This is a genomic window from Gilliamella sp. BG2 (assembly GCF_046635645.1).
Taxonomy (GTDB): Bacteria; Pseudomonadota; Gammaproteobacteria; order Enterobacterales; family Orbaceae; genus Gilliamella; species Gilliamella bombi.
On record NZ_JBIDFF010000001.1, the window covers coordinates 34,530 to 53,327 of the forward strand.

Annotated in this window: 18 protein-coding genes; 3 read left to right on the forward strand and 15 right to left on the reverse strand. The window is 35.1% G+C overall.

Annotated elements, in window-relative coordinates:
* Window positions 1–23: 23 nt before the first annotated feature.
* Complete coding sequence (locus tag ACGH6Q_RS00135) at window positions 24–647, forward strand: hypothetical protein (RefSeq protein ID WP_051634156.1); 624 nt, start codon at window positions 24–26, stop codon at window positions 645–647.
* 6 nt (window positions 648–653) lie between these two features.
* Here the strand turns inward: ACGH6Q_RS00135 and glnB are convergent, their stop codons facing one another.
* Both glnB and ACGH6Q_RS00145 read right to left on the reverse strand, forming a co-directional pair.
* Entirely contained in the window at window positions 654–992 is a 339-nt protein-coding gene (gene glnB / locus ACGH6Q_RS00140; RefSeq protein WP_034910467.1) for a nitrogen regulatory protein P-II, read from the reverse strand.
* Between the two features lie 24 nt (window positions 993–1,016).
* Complete coding sequence (locus tag ACGH6Q_RS00145; protein ID WP_174798875.1) at window positions 1,017–2,621, reverse strand: NAD+ synthase; 1,605 nt, start codon at window positions 2,619–2,621, stop codon at window positions 1,017–1,019.
* 120 nt (window positions 2,622–2,741) lie between these two features.
* Between ACGH6Q_RS00145 and aroB the strand changes: the two genes are divergently transcribed.
* Together aroB and ACGH6Q_RS00155 are read left to right on the forward strand one after the other, a co-directional pair.
* Window positions 2,742–3,821, forward strand: coding sequence for a 3-dehydroquinate synthase (aroB, locus tag ACGH6Q_RS00150; RefSeq protein WP_034910466.1), 1,080 nt, complete (start codon window positions 2,742–2,744; stop codon window positions 3,819–3,821).
* A gap of 236 nt (window positions 3,822–4,057) precedes the next feature.
* Window positions 4,058–4,312, forward strand: a complete 255-nt coding sequence (locus ACGH6Q_RS00155) for a hypothetical protein (protein ID WP_051634155.1) — start codon at window positions 4,058–4,060, stop codon at window positions 4,310–4,312.
* A gap of 317 nt (window positions 4,313–4,629) precedes the next feature.
* Here ACGH6Q_RS00155 and ACGH6Q_RS00160 read toward each other — a convergent pair whose 3' ends face one another.
* From ACGH6Q_RS00160 to ACGH6Q_RS00220, 13 genes are all read right to left on the reverse strand, one after another.
* Window positions 4,630–4,998 carry a diacylglycerol kinase gene (locus ACGH6Q_RS00160; RefSeq protein ID WP_034910464.1) on the reverse strand — a complete coding sequence of 123 codons (369 nt, stop codon included), beginning with the start codon at window positions 4,996–4,998 and terminating at the stop codon, window positions 4,630–4,632.
* A 21-nt stretch (window positions 4,999–5,019) separates the two neighbouring features.
* Complete coding sequence (accA, locus tag ACGH6Q_RS00165; protein WP_034910462.1) at window positions 5,020–5,979, reverse strand: acetyl-CoA carboxylase carboxyl transferase subunit alpha; 960 nt, start codon at window positions 5,977–5,979, stop codon at window positions 5,020–5,022.
* Window positions 5,980–6,222: 243 nt separating this feature from the next.
* Window positions 6,223–9,702 carry a DNA polymerase III subunit alpha gene (gene dnaE / locus ACGH6Q_RS00170; RefSeq protein WP_411591375.1) on the reverse strand — a complete coding sequence of 1,160 codons (3,480 nt, stop codon included), beginning with the start codon at window positions 9,700–9,702 and terminating at the stop codon, window positions 6,223–6,225.
* A gap of 180 nt (window positions 9,703–9,882) precedes the next feature.
* Window positions 9,883–10,086 (reverse strand): hypothetical protein, encoded by a 204-nt coding sequence (locus tag ACGH6Q_RS00175; protein ID WP_174798871.1) that lies wholly within the window; start codon window positions 10,084–10,086, stop codon window positions 9,883–9,885.
* 315 nt (window positions 10,087–10,401) lie between these two features.
* A complete protein-coding gene (gene fabF / locus ACGH6Q_RS00180; protein WP_034910454.1) occupies window positions 10,402–11,646 on the reverse strand; it encodes a beta-ketoacyl-ACP synthase II in 1,245 nt (414 codons plus the stop codon).
* A gap of 161 nt (window positions 11,647–11,807) precedes the next feature.
* A complete protein-coding gene (acpP, locus tag ACGH6Q_RS00185) occupies window positions 11,808–12,041 on the reverse strand; it encodes an acyl carrier protein (protein ID WP_034910452.1) in 234 nt (77 codons plus the stop codon).
* A gap of 150 nt (window positions 12,042–12,191) precedes the next feature.
* Window positions 12,192–12,926: a 3-oxoacyl-ACP reductase FabG gene (gene fabG, locus ACGH6Q_RS00190; RefSeq protein WP_085163883.1), complete on the reverse strand. Its 735-nt coding sequence runs from the start codon at window positions 12,924–12,926 to the stop codon at window positions 12,192–12,194.
* Between the two features lie 19 nt (window positions 12,927–12,945).
* Window positions 12,946–13,881, reverse strand: a complete 936-nt coding sequence (gene fabD, locus ACGH6Q_RS00195; protein WP_411591378.1) for an ACP S-malonyltransferase — start codon at window positions 13,879–13,881, stop codon at window positions 12,946–12,948.
* A gap of 35 nt (window positions 13,882–13,916) precedes the next feature.
* Window positions 13,917–14,870 (reverse strand): beta-ketoacyl-ACP synthase III, encoded by a 954-nt coding sequence (locus tag ACGH6Q_RS00200; protein ID WP_085163881.1) that lies wholly within the window; start codon window positions 14,868–14,870, stop codon window positions 13,917–13,919.
* Between the two features lie 4 nt (window positions 14,871–14,874).
* A complete protein-coding gene (gene plsX / locus ACGH6Q_RS00205) occupies window positions 14,875–15,921 on the reverse strand; it encodes a phosphate acyltransferase PlsX (RefSeq protein ID WP_081298000.1) in 1,047 nt (348 codons plus the stop codon).
* A gap of 33 nt (window positions 15,922–15,954) precedes the next feature.
* Window positions 15,955–16,122 carry a 50S ribosomal protein L32 gene (rpmF, locus tag ACGH6Q_RS00210; protein ID WP_025316508.1) on the reverse strand — a complete coding sequence of 56 codons (168 nt, stop codon included), beginning with the start codon at window positions 16,120–16,122 and terminating at the stop codon, window positions 15,955–15,957.
* Window positions 16,123–16,126: 4 nt separating this feature from the next.
* Window positions 16,127–16,636 (reverse strand): 23S rRNA accumulation protein YceD, encoded by a 510-nt coding sequence (gene yceD / locus ACGH6Q_RS00215; protein WP_065561382.1) that lies wholly within the window; start codon window positions 16,634–16,636, stop codon window positions 16,127–16,129.
* Window positions 16,637–16,878: 242 nt separating this feature from the next.
* Window positions 16,879–18,798: a BglG family transcription antiterminator gene (locus ACGH6Q_RS00220; RefSeq protein ID WP_411591380.1), complete on the reverse strand. Its 1,920-nt coding sequence runs from the start codon at window positions 18,796–18,798 to the stop codon at window positions 16,879–16,881.

Genomic DNA, 18,798 nt, shown 5'->3' on the forward strand with positions numbered 1-18,798 from the left:
AAATTTTGCCTAATCGAATCAATATGATAAAAAACATCATTACTCTATTTTTTATATTTTATTCTTTTATCGCATCAGCCGATAAAGTGCCATTGATTGATTCGTTAATGCTTTGCAACTCTGATTTTTTTAAAGAAGTTTATAGCAATAAAAATGAACTAGAAAAATATACTAATATAAAAGTTTTTAATAAAAATCAAGCCAATATTGTTATTGAAAATCGCTCTGATATAACTAAAAACTACGTTTATTTCAAAACTCCTATGACTTATAAAAACCTAACAATCATTGGCTATTATGATAGTGCCATGGATCTTGGCAAAATGGGAAAATATTATTTCTGGGGATTTATAATCGATAATGATATTAATCAAATCAAAGATGCTTTGAATTTTGTAGATTGGAAAAATATGGAAGATAACCTACTGTATATCGCAAATCCAAAGATTCGTAATATTAATGACGATCTCCAAACTTGGCATAAAAATACTGGAACTGTTGTCGGTGTTAAAACCATTCCAGCTCCAGATACCACCGAAAAACTGCTATTACTCGAAAAAAGCCCAAATATGAACCTTCTTATTTGTTCGATCCAAGGTATTGTGACTTCTGAGCTACTCAAACAAGAACGACCTGACATTCAGTAATTTAAACTAAATCGCAGATTCATCCATTTCGCCAGTTCGAATACGAATGACTTGTTCAACGTTATAAACAAAAATTTTGCCATCACCAATTTTACCAGTTTGTGCTGTCTTCATAATAGTCTCAATACACATTTCTAAAATATCATCAGACACAATAAGTTCAATTTTCACCTTCGGCAGAAAATCAACCATATATTCCGCACCGCGATAAAGTTCAGTATGCCCCTTTTGACGACCAAAACCTTTAACTTCAGTAACTGTCATACCTGTAATACCTTGATCAGCAAGTGCCTCTCGAATATCATCTAATTTAAATGGTTTAATAATAGCTTCAATCTTTTTCATATTTAATTTACCTTTAATTCAAGATCACCAATTTTTAAATCCGAAAGCAGAAGTAATAGGATAACGGCGACCTTTGCCAAAGTTACGAGCTGTTATTTTCGGACCGACCGCTGATTGGCGACGTTTATACTCATTTATATCAACCAATTTAATAACACGCCTTACAGTTGCTTCATCATAACCTTGCGCAATAAGTTGTTCAACGGAAAGATCAAGTTCGACATAACCTTTCAAAATTCCATCTAAAATATCATAAGGCGGTAAACTGTCTTCATCTTTTTGATCTGGAGCCAACTCTGCTGATGGAGGGCGAGTGATCACTCTTTCAGGAATAACATAAGAACGAGTATTCCGATATTTTGACAATGCAAAAACCATGGTTTTAGGCACATCTTTCAGAACATCAAACCCACCAGCCATATCGCCATAAAGAGTTGCATAACCTACCGACATTTCACTTTTATTACCCGTTGTCAGCACCAGCCTGCGCCGTTTATTTGATAGTGCCATTAAAACAACACCACGACAACGTGCTTGAAGATTTTCTTCAGTAGTATCTTTTGGCGTACCAACAAACATTGGACTTAACGATGCCATAAACGCATCAAACATTGGCTCAATCGAAATAATATCAAATTCAACCCCTAATATTTCAGCTTCTTCTTTGGCATCAGCAATACTAATATCGGCTGTATAACGAAATGGCATCATCACTGCCTGCACTTTATCTTTTCCTAGCGCATCAACTGCAATAGCAAGGGTTAAAGCTGAATCAATCCCTCCAGAAAGCCCTAATACTGCACCTTGAAAGCCATTTTTAGTAACATAATCGCGAGTCGCAAGTACCAATGCATCATAAACTGAAGCTAATTGATCATTTTCATTATTATCAATTATCGCCTGATGATTTACACCATATTCAAAAGAAGAAACTTGCTCTTCAAATGATTTTAGCTGACAAACAATTTCACCAAGCTCATTACAAACAAATGATCCGCCATCAAACACCAGCTCGTCTTGACCACCCACTTGATTAACATAAATGAAAGGTAAACCTGTTCGTTTAACATGCTGTTTAACTAACTCTCGACGATTTTTCTGCTTGTCGCAGTCATAAGGCGAAGCGTTAATAGCCACAACAAAATCAGCCTGAGCCTTATGGATATTATCAACTGGCTCAAATTGCCAAAGATCTTCACAAATTAGTAAACCAATCCTTTTACCTTTAAAATCAACTACGCAAGTTTGATTGTCAGCCGTAAAGTAACGCTTTTCATCAAATACATCATAATTAGGTAATCGCTGTTTATGATAGCGAGCTAACAATTCGCCATCATAAAAAAATGAAAGGGCATTATAAATATTTTGATCTTGCCAATGCGGATGTCCAACAATAACTGCACAGTACCGACTCGCTTGTTGAATCAACGATAATGCTTTTTGGCAACGAGCTTTAAAATCAGAACGAAAAATTAAATCTTCGGGTGGATAACCACACAAAGCAAGTTCTGGAAAAATAATGAGATCATCGGATGAGTGGCTATTTATCAATTCAATAATCTGTTGAGCGTTTCCTTCAATGTCGCCCACACGCCAATTTTTTTGTGCTAAAACAATAGATAAAGACATATAAAATTTAATATCACAAATAGAAATTATTGACAAGTTTAAATGATTCTAAGTTGCACTGCCACTTTTTTATCGCTAACATGCAACAATAAATCCACTTTGACTTGTCTGGAAATTAATATGCAAAAAACATTAAATGTAGCGCTAGCTAAACGCAGTTATCCAATCACAATTGGTGAAAATCTACTAAGTGAATTTCAACATTTTAAACTCCAAGCAGGGCAACGCGTACTCATTGCTACCAATGAAACCATAGCCCCACTTTATTTACAAACACTAATTGATATGCTTGAAAAGCATGGTGTAAAAACCGATTCAGTTGTTGTTCCTGATGGTGAAAAATATAAGACCATGGAAACATGGAATAGCATTTTGACAACGTTACTGGCAAACAATCATACTCGCAGTAGTATACTTATAGCACTAGGTGGAGGTGTGATTGGTGACATTGCAGGATTTGCCGCCTCAGCTTATCAACGTGGAATTAAGTTTATTCAAGTGCCTACAACGCTACTATCACAGGTTGATTCCTCGGTAGGAGGTAAAACAGCGATTAATCACCCACTGGGTAAAAATATGATTGGCGCATTTTATCAACCACAGTCGGTAGTGATTGATCTCAGTTGTTTAAAAACATTACCACAAAGAGAGCTTTCGGCTGGACTTGCCGAAGTTATAAAATACGGCATTATTTTAGATGCTAAATTTTTTGATTGGCTTGAAGAACACATCAACGATTTACTAAACCTAGATGTTAATGCATTAAGCTACTGTATTTACCATTGCTGTGAACTCAAAGCACAAGTGGTTGCTGCTGACGAAACAGAACAAAACATGCGAGCAATCTTAAATCTTGGTCACACTTATGGGCATGCCATAGAAGCAGAACTAGGCTATGGAAATTGGCTACATGGCGAAGCTGTCAGTGTTGGTATGCTAATGGCTGCACAAACAGCCAAATTACTTGGTAAATTGGATCAAACTGATATTGAACGAATTAAGAACTTATTAATTCGCGCTAAACTACCTGTTAACAGACCAAAAAAAATGTCAATTGAATCTTATCTGCCACATATGTTACGAGACAAAAAAGTATTATCTGGGCAATTAAGGCTTGTTATACCAACTAAAATTGGTCATGCTGAAGTGATAGATGGTATTGATAAAGATATGGTAATTCAGTCTATACAATTAACTTAATCTATAATTGATAACCAATAGTTGCATCATTTACATATAGAAATTAAACGTCTGGTTAAAGTCGGAAAGTCCATTGAAGTTAAATTAAGGCAACAAGCTAAACGCTATAACAAAACCTATCTGGGAGGAAATACTACAATACCAAACGTTTACCTTTACTTAAAAACGAAGCCAAACAAAAGAGGCGAGAGTATTTATTTGTCGGTCAGTATTGATGATTTTTCACATGAACTTTTATGCAGGCATTTACCCCAATAAATCCCGATTTAATTCAGCACTATTTATATAAACAATGTGTTAACCCAATATCCTTTATCATTGAATGTATTTATTCCAAAAATGGACATGAATATCAAGGCACTGGTGAAGAGCTATTTGTTAAAACGTGTAACAACCATCGTATCCATCAAGAATTCACGAAACTAGCCTGTCCACAAACGAATGGGAAAGCTCAAAAGAGTGATACGAACTTTAATGGAAATGTAGAATAATCAGAAAATATTTAGCCATTAAAAAGATAGAAAACAAAATATTAAACGATTTATTAACTATTATAATACAATTAAACCCCATAAAGCGATTTCGAAAAAAACGCCTTATAAGTTTTTAGAGGATTATTTTAACCATAAAGTGTAAATAACCCTGTATTTTCCTACAAAAGCGTTGTTATTTTTATTTTCCAGCGTAATTATAATAATATTTTTATAAATTTTTATTGGAAAACCAATCCTATTCTAGTTTAAGAATAGTTTTTTGCGATTAAACTATTGTCAAAAACTTTCAGGAAAGCCTACGTTTAAATCAAAAATCATGATGAAAAATGACAAGAAAATAGATAAATCCACAAAATAATAGTCAATAATAACGACAAAAATACCGCCGCCGAGCCATAATCCTTTGCTCGGCCAGATAAATCATGCCTTTCAGAGCCAATACGATCAACTACACACTCAATTGCACTATTTATTAACTCAGTAATCATCACCACTCCAATTGAACCAAGTAGCAAAATACGCTCATAAATAGAGAAATCAATTAGCATTACAACAATATAAGCCACAACTAATAGAATTAACTCTTGGCGAAATGCAGCTTCATGTTTGATCGCCGATTTTAAGCCTTTTAAAGAATATTTTGTTGCTTTAAGGATACGTAGTAAGCCTGTCGATTTTTTCATTACAATATTCCAAATTTAAAATTACCTTACGTAGCCATAGTTCATCAAGCGTTGATATCTTCTTTCTAGTAATACAGATAAATCCATACTTTCAAGTTCATCAAGATCACTAAGTAACTGTGTTTTGAGTGAATTAGATACAACAGCATAATCACGGTGGGCACCGCCCAGTGGCTCAGGTATAATCGAATCAATAAGATTCAATTTTAGTAATTTATCTGCAGTCATATTCATAGCTTCAGCTGCAACTGGTGCTTTATCAGCACTTTTCCATAAAATCGAAGCACAACCTTCTGGCGATATAACAGAGTAAGTACTATATTGAAGCATATTAACTTTATCGGCAACCCCAATAGCAAGAGCCCCCCCAGAGCCTCCCTCTCCAATTACTGTACAAATAGTAGGTACTTTAAGACGTGACATTTCTCTTAAATTACGAGCAATAGCTTCTGCTTGACCTCGCTCTTCGGCACCAATACCAGGATAAGCACCTGGAGTATCAATAAAAGTAATAATTGGTAATTTAAAACGCTCCGCTAATTGCATTAATCGTAAAGCTTTACGATACCCTTCTGGAGCGGGCATACCAAAGTTCCGATAAATTTTCTGTTTTGTTTCTCGACCTTTTTGATGCCCAATAACGACCACAGATCTTCCATCAATACGAGCTATTCCACCAACAATTGCTTTGTCATCGGCATAAGCCCTATCACCAGCTAATTCATCAAAATCAGTAAAAATTTCTTTCAGATAATCCAATGTATAAGGACGATTTGGATGTCTAGCTAGTTGCGCAATTTCCCAAGGAGTTAAATTAGCAAATATTTTTTTTGTTAATTCACGACTTTTTTTATGTAATTGCTTAATCTCTTTATCTAAATTAATATCTAATTCAACTTGTTGCGAATCAATATTCTTTAAGGAATTAATTTTTGCTTCTAATTCCGCTATCGGCTTTTCAAATTCCAAAAAATTGTTCATAACGCTTGTAATTGCCTCTTAATTTATTTGGTATTTTAAAAAATACACATCTAATACAGTATACTGGCTAATTCTTAAAATAAAATTAATCCAATTCTACTATGTAATACTCATTGAAGTCACCTAAATTTATATTATTAGACTTCAACTATTCAAAATGTTATACCACTTACATTTAATTAAAGTAACATTATTTAATAAATTTAATTAATCAACCAGACTACTATTAATAAGTTTATTTTCTTATTCAAACTCAAATTCAATACGATCAATACCAATAAGTGTCTTTAATTCAATAATCATAGCGTCCTCTGGAATAACCCTCCATGTCGTACCGAATTGAATCCTAACAACCGAATCACCCCGGTGATAATATAAGCTAACAGGCACACTACCATGACGATAAGGTTCTAAAAGTTGTTGTAAACGTTGCAATATTGCTTGATTTGCTTCGCTTTCTGTTAATGTAATGGACAGTCCTTTTACATATTTAGTACGGGCATCTTTTAGATCAACAATATCTCGCACTGACATTTTAAAACCACCATTAAAATCATCATTACTAACTTGGCCTGTAACAATTAAGATCTTATCTTTTACGAGTAAATGTCCAAAATTTTCCAAAGATTCTGCAAAAAGCATACCATCAATACGACCTGAACGATCATCTAAAGTAAACAAGCCAATTTTTTTACCTTTTTTAGTAATTCGAGTCCTAGCATCAGTAACAATACCAGCAAAAGTAACTGTTTTTCCCCAGCCTGTCGGAGATGCTTCACTAATTCGCAATCCACCAGTATAACGATTTAATTCTTTTAAATATTGCGTTACAGGATGCCCTGTTAAATAAAGCCCTAAAGCTTCACGTTCTCCATCAAGCAAAACTTGATCGGGTAATTCAGGTACCGCAGCATAAGCATGCTCAACTTGTTCAGGTTCTTCCGCTAAGACTCCAAACATATCTTCTTGACCAATATCTTGAGCTTTTGCATATTGATCCGCTGCCTGCATTGCATCATTAATACTATGCAAAATAGCTGCTCTGTGAGGGCCTAATTTATCAAATGCCCCTGCCATAGTAAGTTTTTCAAGTACACGACGGTTGATCTTTTTCATATCTGTTCGAGCACAAAGTTCGAATATATTTTTAAAATATCCACCACTATTACGTGCTTCAACAATTGCCTCAATAGGACCTTCACCGACACCCTTTATAGCCCCAATCCCATAAACAATCTCACCTTTATCATTCACATGAAAGTGATAAAGACCACTATTAATATCTGGTGGATTAACCTTTAATCCCATCCGTAAGCATTCATCAACCAAACCGACAATTTTATCAGTATTATCCATATCGGCAGTCATAACTGCAGCCATAAATTCTGCTGGATAGTGAGTTTTTAACCATAATGTTTGATAAGAAACAAGCGCATAAGCTGCTGAATGAGATTTATTAAAACCATAACCAGCAAATTTTTCCACTAAATCAAAAATGCGCATGGAAAGCTCACCATCGATACCTTGCTTTTCGGCACCTTCTTTAAAAACAGAGCGTTGCTTTGCCATTTCCTCAGGTTTTTTCTTCCCCATAGCTCGACGTAATAAATCCGCACCACCTAATGTATAACCCGACAAAGTCTGAGCAATTTGCATAACTTGTTCTTGGTACAAAATAATACCGTATGTTGGTTCTAAGATAGGTTTTAATGATTCATGTTGATATTTAATATCAGGATAGGATACTTCTTCTCTGCCATGTTTACGGTCAATAAAGTTGTCTACCATGCCTGATTGTAACGGACCGGGTCTAAATAAAGCAACTAAAGCGATCATATCCTCAAAACAGTCAGGTTTTAATCGCCTTATTAAGTCTTTCATACCTCGAGATTCAAGTTGGAACACAGCTGTTGTTTCGGCTTTCAATAACAAATCAAATGACGCCTGATCATCGAGAGGAATTCGAGTAATATCGATAGGTTTATTTCCTTCTCTTAACTGACGTTCATTAATCATTTTGATTGCCCAATCAATAATGGTTAATGTCCTTAGTCCTAAAAAGTCAAATTTAACAAGGCCTGCATATTCAACATCATTTTTATCAAACTGGGTTACTGGGTGATTTCCTTCTGAATCACAATAAATTGGCGAAAAATCTGTAATCTTAGTTGGTGAAATTACAACGCCCCCAGCATGCTTACCTGCATTTCTAGTTACACCTTCTAATTGACGTGCGATATCAATTAATGATTTAATTTCTTCATTATTATCGTATAACTCCTGAAGTTGAGGCTCAACTTCAAAAGCTTTAACCAATGTCATTCCCGGATCTAAGGGAATTAATTTGGAAATCCGATCAACAAAGCCATAAGGATGTCCAAGTACTCGGCCAACATCCCTGATTACTGCTTTAGCCGCCATAGTTCCAAAAGTAATAATCTGAGAGACTGCATCACGACCATACATATCAGCAACATGATCAATTACTAGATCTCGCTTTTCCATACAAAAGTCGACATCAAAATCAGGCATTGAAACACGTTCAGGATTCAAAAATCGTTCAAAAAGTAAGTCAAACGCCAATGGGTCTAAATCGGTAATTTTTAAAGCATACGCAACTAGTGAACCCGCACCTGAACCACGCCCAGGTCCCACGGGAATATCATTATCTTTCGACCATTGAATAAATTCCATAACAATTAGAAAGTATCCAGGAAAACCCATCTGATTAATAACCGTTAATTCTGTTTCTAAACGCTCATCATATTCAGGTCTTCTTTGTTTTCTAACTTCTGGATCGGGAAATAAAAACTCAAGTCTTTCTTCTAAACCTTCACGCGATTTATGCACCAAAAAATCTTCGGTCGACATATCACCAGTAGGAAATTTAGGTAAAAAATATTCACCTAACCGGATGGTTACATTACAGCGCTTTGCTATTTCAACACTATTTTCAAGCGCTTCTGGTATATCAGAGAATAGTTCACACATTTCCTGTTCAGATCGTAAATATTGCTCTGCTGAGTAATTTTTAGGTCGGGAAGGATCTTCAAGTGTATTCCCATCATGAATAGCAACACGAATTTCATGAGCCTCAAAATCTGAAGCTTTTAAAAAACGAACATCATTAGAAGCAACCACGGGTAATTGATACTGTTCAGCCAATCTTACTGCACTATGAATAAATAGCTCTTCATTGATTCGTTTAGTCCGTACTAGCTCAAAATAAAAATGCTCATTAAAATTTTCAAGGTAAAAATTAATAGCATGCTCAATAATAGTTTGATTATTGCGAACGATACCGATACCAATATCACTTTCTCGTCCAGCTAATACAATTAACCCTTCTCGATGCTCAATTAACCACTCATTATCAACAACAGGCAAATCTCCAATGTATCCTCGCTGATAAGCTTTAGAAATCAATAAAGTAAGATTTTGATATCCCTGATTATTAGCTGCTAACAGAGTTAGATGATAAATATCATCAGGCAATTGAGAACTTCTAATAGCGAGATCTGCACCAATGATAGGTTTAATACCTTTTGACATTGCTGAGCCGTAAAACTTAACCAGTCCACAAAGATTAGTAAAATCAGTGATTGCAAATGCAGGCATCTGCAACTTGCTCATTTCATTTACTAATGCTCCTACCTTAGCAATTCCATCAATCATAGAGAAATCACTATGCAAATGAAGATGAATAAATTTTGGTTCTGCCATAATTACCAGAAATGAAGCGATAAAATTAGCTTTGAATTATAACACAAGCAAGAAGAATATTCTTATTCTCTTTACCTACATGAACTTACAACAAAATGTAAAAGAAATAAAAATTCTTGATGTAAAAAACCAACCAGAGTACATTTAAAGTTAGCACAATTAATCTAAAAAAGTGCAAAACTATTTACGACGTAGTCCCTCTGTAGTTGCTACTTTTATAACGATTTTCATCAACTCTTCATCACTGGTATTAGCTAAGCCAAATTCAGCCAGCATGGTTGATAAACCGACAGATTCGCAGAAATTATATACAGTTTCAATCATATCTGAATTACTATCGATTAACATTACCAATGTACCTATCGCTACTGTTTCTCCAGCCAATAATCATGCGTTGTTTCTGATACAGTAAAGCCATTATGAATGGCATGAGCAACAGGCATCCGCCACATTTAAAGCTTCTAAAATATAAGAATAAAATTTGAACATACACTAAACATATCGTCTTCAATCAAGGAGAAAATATATTTGTTGATATAAATATAAAACAAGCTTTAACATTCAATTTACCAAATAGAATGTTAGAAAAATGAGGAATACGCTACATTTTTACTTAATAAAAATGGACTATTATTGACAACACATTAACAAGAGATGAATAAATTCCCACCATTTTTAGTGATGGGAAAATAATTAAAATTATATTTTTTTAAATAGGACCGAACCATTGGTTCCGCCAAAACCAAAAGAGTTACAAAGTGCATATTCTAAATTTTTAACCTGACGCGCTGTATGAGGAACATAATCAAGATCACATCCCTCATCAGGATTATCAAGATTAATTGTCGGCGGAACAGCTTGATCACGTAATGCTAGGACAGTGAAAATTGACTCAACTGCACCAGCTGCACCCAATAAATGCCCTATCATAGATTTAGTTGAACTCACCATCACTTTGCTAGCATTTTCTTTAAAAATACTTTTTACCGCTTGGGTTTCAGCCTTATCACCAGCGGGGGTCGATGTACCATGAGCATTAATATAACCAACCTGATCTGGAGCAATACCTGCATCACGAAGTGCACATTTCATTGCTAAGGCCGCACCACTACCATCGGCTGGAGGTGAAGTCATATGATAAGCATCACCACTCATACCAAATCCAACTAGTTCAGCGTAAATCTTAGCTCCGCGTTTTTTGGCATGTTCATATTCTTCTAAGAACATGATTCCTGCACCATCACCCAACACAAAACCATCACGGTCTTTATCCCAAGGACGGCTTGCTGCTTTAGGATTGTCGTTATTAGTTGATAAAGCACGAGCCGCACCAAAACCACCGATACCCAATGGGGTACTCGCTTTTTCGCCACCACCCGCTAACATCGCATCTGCATCACCATAAGCAATCATGCGTGCAGCATGACCAATATTATGAACACCTGAAGAACAAGCTGTTGCAATAGTAATACTCGGTCCTTTTAATCCATAAATAATAGATAAGTGACCTGCAATCATATTAACAATTGTTGATGGTACAAAAAACGGGCTAATTTTGCGTGGTCCACCATTTACTAATGCACTGTGGTTTTCTTCAATCAACCCAAGCCCACCAATACCAGAACCTATAGCACAACCGATTCGTTCTGCGTTTTCATTCGTGATTTCAATGCCTGCATCTTGCATTGCCTGCATACCTGCAGCAATGCCATATTGGATAAAATAATCCATTTTACGTGCATCTTTGCGTGAAATATTATAATCTTCGCCATTAAAGTTTTTAACCATCGCTGCGAAGCGCGTTGCGAAAGGGGCTGTATCAAAGTGCTCTATGAGTTCAACACCACTTTGCCCAGCTAATAAAGCTTGCCAAGTGGATTCAACTGTATTACCTACAGGAGATATCATGCCCATTCCAGTAACAACAACTCTGCGTTTAGACACATTGCCCTCCAGGAAAGGATTGAAATGAAATTTGAATCATTGAAAAATTTTATTTTGAGTTTTCTAAAGATTTATACCGACTTATTTTTAATTTAATAATTAAAGATATAAATACAAACTAGGCGATCATTTGACCGCCTATCATAAAAACTCTACTAACCTTATTGATTTGCAGTAATATAATCAATTGCAGATTGAACAGTTGTAATTTTTTCAGCTTCTTCGTCGGGAATTTCAGTATCAAATTCTTCCTCTAAAGCCATAACTAATTCAACTGTATCAAGAGAGTCAGCGCCAAGATCTTCAATGAAAGAAGATTCGTTTTTAACTTCTTCCTCTTTTACACCAAGTTGCTCAACAATAATTTTCTTAACTCGCTCTTCAATAGTGCTCATACTCTTTTTTTTCCTATAAAAATCGCCGAAAGTGGCGGTGAATGTAAGTTTATAAAATGTTGAAAAAGATGCCAATCATTTTCCAACCCAATTGCTTAGTTTTTGTTCAAAACGTTAAAATAATGGCTCATTTTACACTATTCTAACCAATTACACCATATACATGCCACCATTGACATGTAAAGTTTCACCAGTAATATAAGATGCTTCATCTGATACTAAAAATGCTACTGCATTAGCTATTTCTGTTGGTTCACCTAATCGTCCTGCAGGAACTTGTGCTAATGTTAAAGATTTTTGTTCATCGGTTAATGCATTGGTCATATCAGTTGCGATAAAACCAGGTGCAACCACGTTAACAGTAATACCTCGTGATGCAACTTCACGTGCTAATGATTTACTAAAACCAATTAATCCAGCTTTAGCTGCAGCATAGTTAGCTTGGCCGGCATTTCCCATTGTGCCTACTACTGAGCCAATGGTTACAATTCTTCCATAGCGTTTTTTCATCATTGTGCGCAATAATGCTTTAGATAAGCGAAAAACAGATGTTAAATTTGTATTCAAAATATCTTGCCATTCGTCTTCTTTCATTCGCATTAATAAATTATCACGAGTAATACCTGCGTTATTAACCAAAATATCAATATCACCAAATTCAGCCTTAATTGCACCAATAACCGACTCAATTGATGTTTCATCTGTCACATTTAAAGCAAGACCTTTACCATTTGCTCCTAAGTAATGGCTAATAGCTTCAGCACCTTTTTCTGTTGTTGCCGTACCAATAACAGTTGCGCCACAAGCAACTAATTTTTCTGCAATTGCTTTACCAATTCCACGACTTGCGCCCGTAACTAAAGCAATTTTTCCTGATAGGTTCATAACTACCCCTTTTACCATTTTACTTTGTGTTTTCTAATGCCGTTTCTAATGATACTTTATCATTAACCACAAGACCAGAAAGTGTATCAACAATACGTTTGGTTAATCCAGTTAATACTTTCCCTGGCCCCATTTCAACTAAAAGTTTTACATCTTGTTTTGCCATATACTCAACAGTTTCAGTCCAACGTACAGGGCTGTAAAGCTGAGCAATTAATGCAGTTTTAATTTTTTCTGCAGACGTTTCAACTTTAACATCAACATTATTGATAACAGCAAACTTTGGTGTGTTAAATTCAATATCGTTTAATGTAGTCGCTAATTTGTCAGCTGCTGGCTTCATTAACTCACAATGTGATGGTACGCTAACAGAAAGCGGTAATGCACGCTTAGCACCCGCATCTTTACATAGTGAGCCTGCACGTTCAACAGCTTCCTTATTACCAGCAATAACTACTTGACCAGGTGAATTAAAATTCACTGGCGCAACAATCTGCCCTTGAGCCGCTTGTTCACATGCTTTGCTAATTGATTCGTTATCTAATCCAATAATAGCGTACATTGCACCTGTGCCGCTTGGCACGGCTTCTTGCATTAATTTTCCGCGTAATTCGACTAATTTAATCGCATCTTTAAACTCAATCACGCCTGCACAAACTAAAGCAGAATATTCGCCTAAACTATGACCAGCCATAAAATCAGGTTGAGTACCATTAACACTTTGCCAGACTCTAAATATTGCAACAGATGAAGCAAGTAGTGCTGGTTGTGTCTGCCATGTTTTATTTAGTTCTTCAACTGGGCCTTTTTGTACTAAATCCCACAAATCATAACCTAACACATCAGAAGCTTCATCAAATGTTGATTTGACAATCGGAAAATTATCAGCAAGATCTTTTAACATACCGACAGCTTGAGAGCCTTGTCCTGGAAATACCATTGCAAATTTGGTCATTCTTAAATCCTTGATCATTAAAAATACTTCATAAACTAAAATCTAACTAGTGCAGATCCCCAAACAAATCCGCCACCAAAGGCTTCTAATAAAATTAGATGACCTCGTTGAATTCGTCCATCTCTTACACCAGTATCTAAAGCACAAGGCACAGAAGCAGCAGAAGTATTGCCCTGCTTATCTAATGTGACAATAACTTTATTCATATCCATATCTAAGCGTTTTGCGGTTGCAGAAATAATTCTTAAATTAGCTTGATGCGGAACTAACCAATCTAAATCTGCTTTATTGAGCGTGTTTTCAGTTAAAAGCTCGTCAACCAAATTTGATAGCTCTTTAACTGCCACTTTAAACACTTCATTGCCATGCATTGTCATATAAACGGGATCATTCATATTACGGCGATCAACATATGGATATTTTAATAAATCACCATAACGACCATCAGCATGAAGATGCGAAGCAATAATACCAGGTTCTTCTGATGCGCCGACAACAACCGCTCCTGCACCATCCCCAAAAATGATAATGGTGCCTCGATCATTTGGATCAACACCACGGGTTAACATGTCAGAACCAACAACTAAAGCATTTTTAATTGCACCACTTTTAACATATTTGTCAGCAATATCAAGCGCATAAATAAACCCAGAACAAGCAGCTGACACGTCAAAAGCAACGACATCACCAATACCTAATTTAGCTTGTAATTCTGTTGCAGAACTTGGAAATGCATTGCCCGAAGTTGCTGTTGCAACAATAATCATACCTATTTCTTCTTTATCGATATTGGCCATTTCAATTGCATTTATAGCAGCTTCATAAGCCATGCTCGTTACTGTTTCATCTGGCGCTGCGATACGTCTTTCTTTAATACCAGTACGCGTTGTGATCCATTCATCACTGGTATCAACCATTTTTTCAAGATCTGCATTAGTTCTTATCTGTTTTGGAAGATAACTCCCAGTTCCTAATATCTTTGTATACATCTAATTATTCGCTCTTGGGTAGTGCGGAAGAAAGGCTCGTTGCAATCTTCTCAGGTATATTTGTTTGTATAGCCAAAATAGCTTGTTCTATTGCTGCATAAAATGATTTTTGATTGGCACTACCGTGACTTTTAATCACAATACTTCGAAGTCCAAGCAAGCAAGCGCCATTATATCGTCCGGGATCTAAATAACCAAAATTTTTTGCAATTTTCCTTTGTAGCCATTTACTCAATAATTTCAATAATAGTGAATGATGACCTAACGATAATTTAAAAGAAGACATAAAAATTTTTATTAAACCTTCTACTGTTTTTAACGTTACATTACCCACAAAACCATCACAAACAAGTACATCGGTTTTACCCGTTAAAAGTTCGTTACCTTCTAAATAACCGATATAATTAATTTTGTTATTTGATTTCAAAATAGCAGAAGCCGCACGAATTTTATCCAAACCTTTAATGTCTTCTTCACCAATATTAAGTAATGCAACACGAGGATATTCAATATTAAGCACTGTTTTAGCTAAAATTTCACCCATTATCGCAAACTGAACTAACATATCACTATCACACTCAGCATTAGCTCCTAAATCCAATACTACTGTATTTTGATTGTTTAATGCTGGAACTATAGCAACGAGTGCAGGACGATCTATACCCGTCAATGAATGCAAAAGTAGTTTTGACAGCCCCATTAACGCACCAGTATTACCGGCACTTACACATGCTTGAGCTTTATTATCTTTAACTAGTTCAAGCGCAATTCTCATAGAAGATCCTTGACTATGACGAATTGCATAAGAAGGTTTCATATCATTAGCTATTACTGATGTCGATTCTATCAACATTAATCGACCTTCTTGTTGGTATTGAGTAATTAACTTTGCTTTTTCTTTAGGCAAAAAAAGATTGATTTCTGTTAGACACCCTACCAGAAAAATTGAAAGAGTTGGATAATTATTTAGTGCTTGTATTGCAGCAGGAACAACAATACGAGGACCGAAGTCCCCGCTCATAGCATCTAACGCAATGGTTAGATTATCCAAAATGTCACCTGAGGATTTCTAATTACTAAATAATTATTTAGAAATCACTTTACGACCACGATAATAACCATCAGCGGTTACGTGATGACGCAAATGTGTTTTACCTGATTCATCAACTGAGATATTAGCAACAGTTAATGCATCATGAGAACGACGCATACCACGTTTTGCACGAGTTTTACGATTCTGTTGAACAGCCATGGATTTACCCCTTATTCTTTAAACTAACTAAAATTGCAAATGGATTTGTTTTTTCATTCTCAGTAGGAATTTCACCAAATACCATATCTGCCTCTGACACTTCGCAGTGTTTACTATCATGTACCGGCGCAATTGGTAACGAGAGAATAATTTCGTCCTCAAGTAACGCTAATATATCTACTTCACCAAACTCGTTCATCAAAACGGGTTCATAATGTTCCGGTAGCGTCTCTGCTTGAGCATCGCTCTTAACAGGACTAAATTTATTCGTCACATGAACTTCAGTGACAAAAGGTTTAAAACAACGTTGACAAGTTTGTTCTAACGTTAATTTTGCATCAATATTGATAATGCAGAGTTTTTGTTCATCATAATAAAAAGACAAACTACACTCAATATCACTTTTTGGGCTATCAACCCTATTTACCGCTTGAAGTGGATAATATCCAATATAATCAAGTCGTTTTTGTGCCGATTTAATCGGATCAATAGTAAATGGTAATTTATTTTGCATAAGATATGCATACTACCTTAAAAAAATTTTTTTAGTGTAGTTAAAAACTACACAATGCCATAAGGCGCGCATATTACCTTTAAATCAAGGTTTCGTCAATGGGATCACACAATATAATTTGTTTTAGTTGTTGATTATTACTTTAATATTCATTTTGTTAATGATTATTTTTTTCTTGTAAAGTTTTTTCAGAAAACACCCATATTTCAGTATAAAAGTTGTCATTTTGGTCTTTTCATTTATTATGATAATCGACACAAACTATCTTTCATAATCGCTCGAAAATCATCAAAAGTTCTGCTATCTAATAAACGTTTGGTAGACTTTTCTTTGACAAAGTTTACAAACAAATTATATATTCGCATAGCATCTTCATATTCATCTTTGCTAATTGCTAATAAAAAAATAACATGCGCAACTTCATTTTTATCCCAAACAATACCTTGTGGCGCTAAAATAGTCGTAACTACAGTTTTTTTTGCCAACAATCCAACTGAATGAGGAATAGCAATATTTTCACCTAATAATGTAGAGACTATTTCTTCCCGCTCAACAACTGATGGATAAAAATCACCACCAACATATCCTGATTGTTCAAGCCTTACACAAATACTTTTAAAAATTTCTTTTTGTGTCATTGGCTTATCAATAATAATAAAAAACTTTTCATCAAAAAAACGTTCAATAATATAAGGCATTTTTCGATCAACCATTGCCAATCGCCCTAATTGTTCAAGCTGATAAGCTGTCGGAAATGGTGCTATTTTGACAATTTGTTTGTCTTTTTCGGTTAAGCGAACAGTTGATACAACAAAATCCTCTTCTATTTGTGTTAATTGCTCATACTCTCGATAGGAAAGTGTACGATTAATTTGGATATGCGGAAAATCTCTCTTAATTTTTGATTCAACCATACGCAAAGTTGAGTTACTGAGCTCACTAACTAATAGAATTTGTGCAAATCTTTCATGCCCTGCACTATAATTTCGCTCCAATGCTACACCAATATGTAAGGCTAAATAACTTATTTCATCCTCTGTCATTTTTGATTCGGTGTACTTTTCTGTATTAGTTAACGCAGAAAGCGTAATATCATAAGCAAATGGATAATATTGTTTAATTTCATGCAATAAAGGATTGGTTGTTCTTATTTGATATTTTATCCTAGATAACATTGATGACGTATGAATCAGCATATCTTGGCGTAATTTAGTATCATCCCATAAATTATAGTGATATGTATCATTAATATAAGATAATATATGCTCAACTAACGCCAAACTTTTTGCTTGATTTGGGGATTCTGTTATTATTCGAGAAATAATTTGTACACACAGATAATTAAATTCCGCATCACAAAGTACACTGCCTAAAAAATATGAAAACTCTTCTGAAATTTCACGTGCAGCACTAATAACTGTTGTATTAATTTGATCAACTTGATATTCAAGCAGCTCATAACCTTGAGTAATACGAGTAATAGATACAGCGCAACTGTAAAGCAAATATCCCTGTCCTTCAGCATTTAACTTTAGTTCAAAACGTTCAAGTTGGTTTTGTAAAATCTTTTCAAGATAATCTAAATCAATATCATTTAATATTGTCTGACGAAGCCTGTTTACGTTTATAGTATCTTCTGCCATATGACGTTGCCACAATATATCAGTTAAACATGCTCGAATTGATGACTCCTCTCCAACTAAGTACATCCCATAATAAGGACGATTTTCAAGAGATAAATTGTACTTATCTAAATATTGTTTAACCTCGATAACATCATTTTGTAAAGTACTGCGACTTAAAAACCACTCATCAGCGATATCATCCAATTTCACAGAATTGGACTGTGTTAAAAAAGCAATCAATAAAGCCGAAATCCTTTCTTTACTAGTTCTTGGTACTTGCTCAATTGCTTGAGTAATAGGCAATTGAGAATAACTGACTGGATCGGTTACTACAAGTTGATATCCTACATTTTTAGTATAATCAACTTGAGCACCATAACTACGTAAAACATCGTTAAGTGCTGAAACATCAGTACGAATTGTGCGAGTAGATACTGAAAAGCGATTAGCTAACTCTTGCTGAGGTAGTGTCTCTTTTTTTATAGTATCAAATAAATACGCTAATCGCTGATAAGAGAAAAGCACTTTAGATGACAT

Excerpts from the sequence above, each read along its gene's own strand:
- ACGH6Q_RS00135 (WP_051634156.1), top strand. The coding sequence starts at position 24 with ATGATAAAAAACATCATTACTCTATTTTTTATATTTTATTCTTTTATC.
- ACGH6Q_RS00155 (WP_051634155.1), top strand. The coding sequence starts at position 4,058 with ATGCAGGCATTTACCCCAATAAATCCCGATTTAATTCAGCACTATTTA.
- ACGH6Q_RS00145 (WP_174798875.1), bottom strand. The coding sequence starts at position 2,621 with ATGTCTTTATCTATTGTTTTAGCACAAAAAAATTGGCGTGTGGGCGAC.
- ACGH6Q_RS00220 (WP_411591380.1), bottom strand. The coding sequence starts at position 18,798 with ATGTCATCTAAAGTGCTTTTCTCTTATCAGCGATTAGCGTATTTATTT.
- accA (WP_034910462.1), bottom strand. The coding sequence starts at position 5,979 with ATGAACAATTTTTTGGAATTTGAAAAGCCGATAGCGGAATTAGAAGCA.
- ACGH6Q_RS00200 (WP_085163881.1), bottom strand. The coding sequence starts at position 14,870 with ATGTATACAAAGATATTAGGAACTGGGAGTTATCTTCCAAAACAGATA.
- fabD (WP_411591378.1), bottom strand. The coding sequence starts at position 13,881 with ATGACCAAATTTGCAATGGTATTTCCAGGACAAGGCTCTCAAGCTGTC.
- acpP (WP_034910452.1), bottom strand. The coding sequence starts at position 12,041 with ATGAGCACTATTGAAGAGCGAGTTAAGAAAATTATTGTTGAGCAACTT.
- aroB (WP_034910466.1), top strand. The coding sequence starts at position 2,742 with ATGCAAAAAACATTAAATGTAGCGCTAGCTAAACGCAGTTATCCAATC.
- dnaE (WP_411591375.1), bottom strand. The coding sequence starts at position 9,702 with ATGGCAGAACCAAAATTTATTCATCTTCATTTGCATAGTGATTTCTCT.
- yceD (WP_065561382.1), bottom strand. The coding sequence starts at position 16,636 with ATGCAAAATAAATTACCATTTACTATTGATCCGATTAAATCGGCACAA.
- rpmF (WP_025316508.1), bottom strand. The coding sequence starts at position 16,122 with ATGGCTGTTCAACAGAATCGTAAAACTCGTGCAAAACGTGGTATGCGT.
- ACGH6Q_RS00160 (WP_034910464.1), bottom strand. The coding sequence starts at position 4,998 with ATGAAAAAATCGACAGGCTTACTACGTATCCTTAAAGCAACAAAATAT.
- glnB (WP_034910467.1), bottom strand. The coding sequence starts at position 992 with ATGAAAAAGATTGAAGCTATTATTAAACCATTTAAATTAGATGATATT.
- fabG (WP_085163883.1), bottom strand. The coding sequence starts at position 12,926 with ATGAACCTATCAGGAAAAATTGCTTTAGTTACGGGCGCAAGTCGTGGA.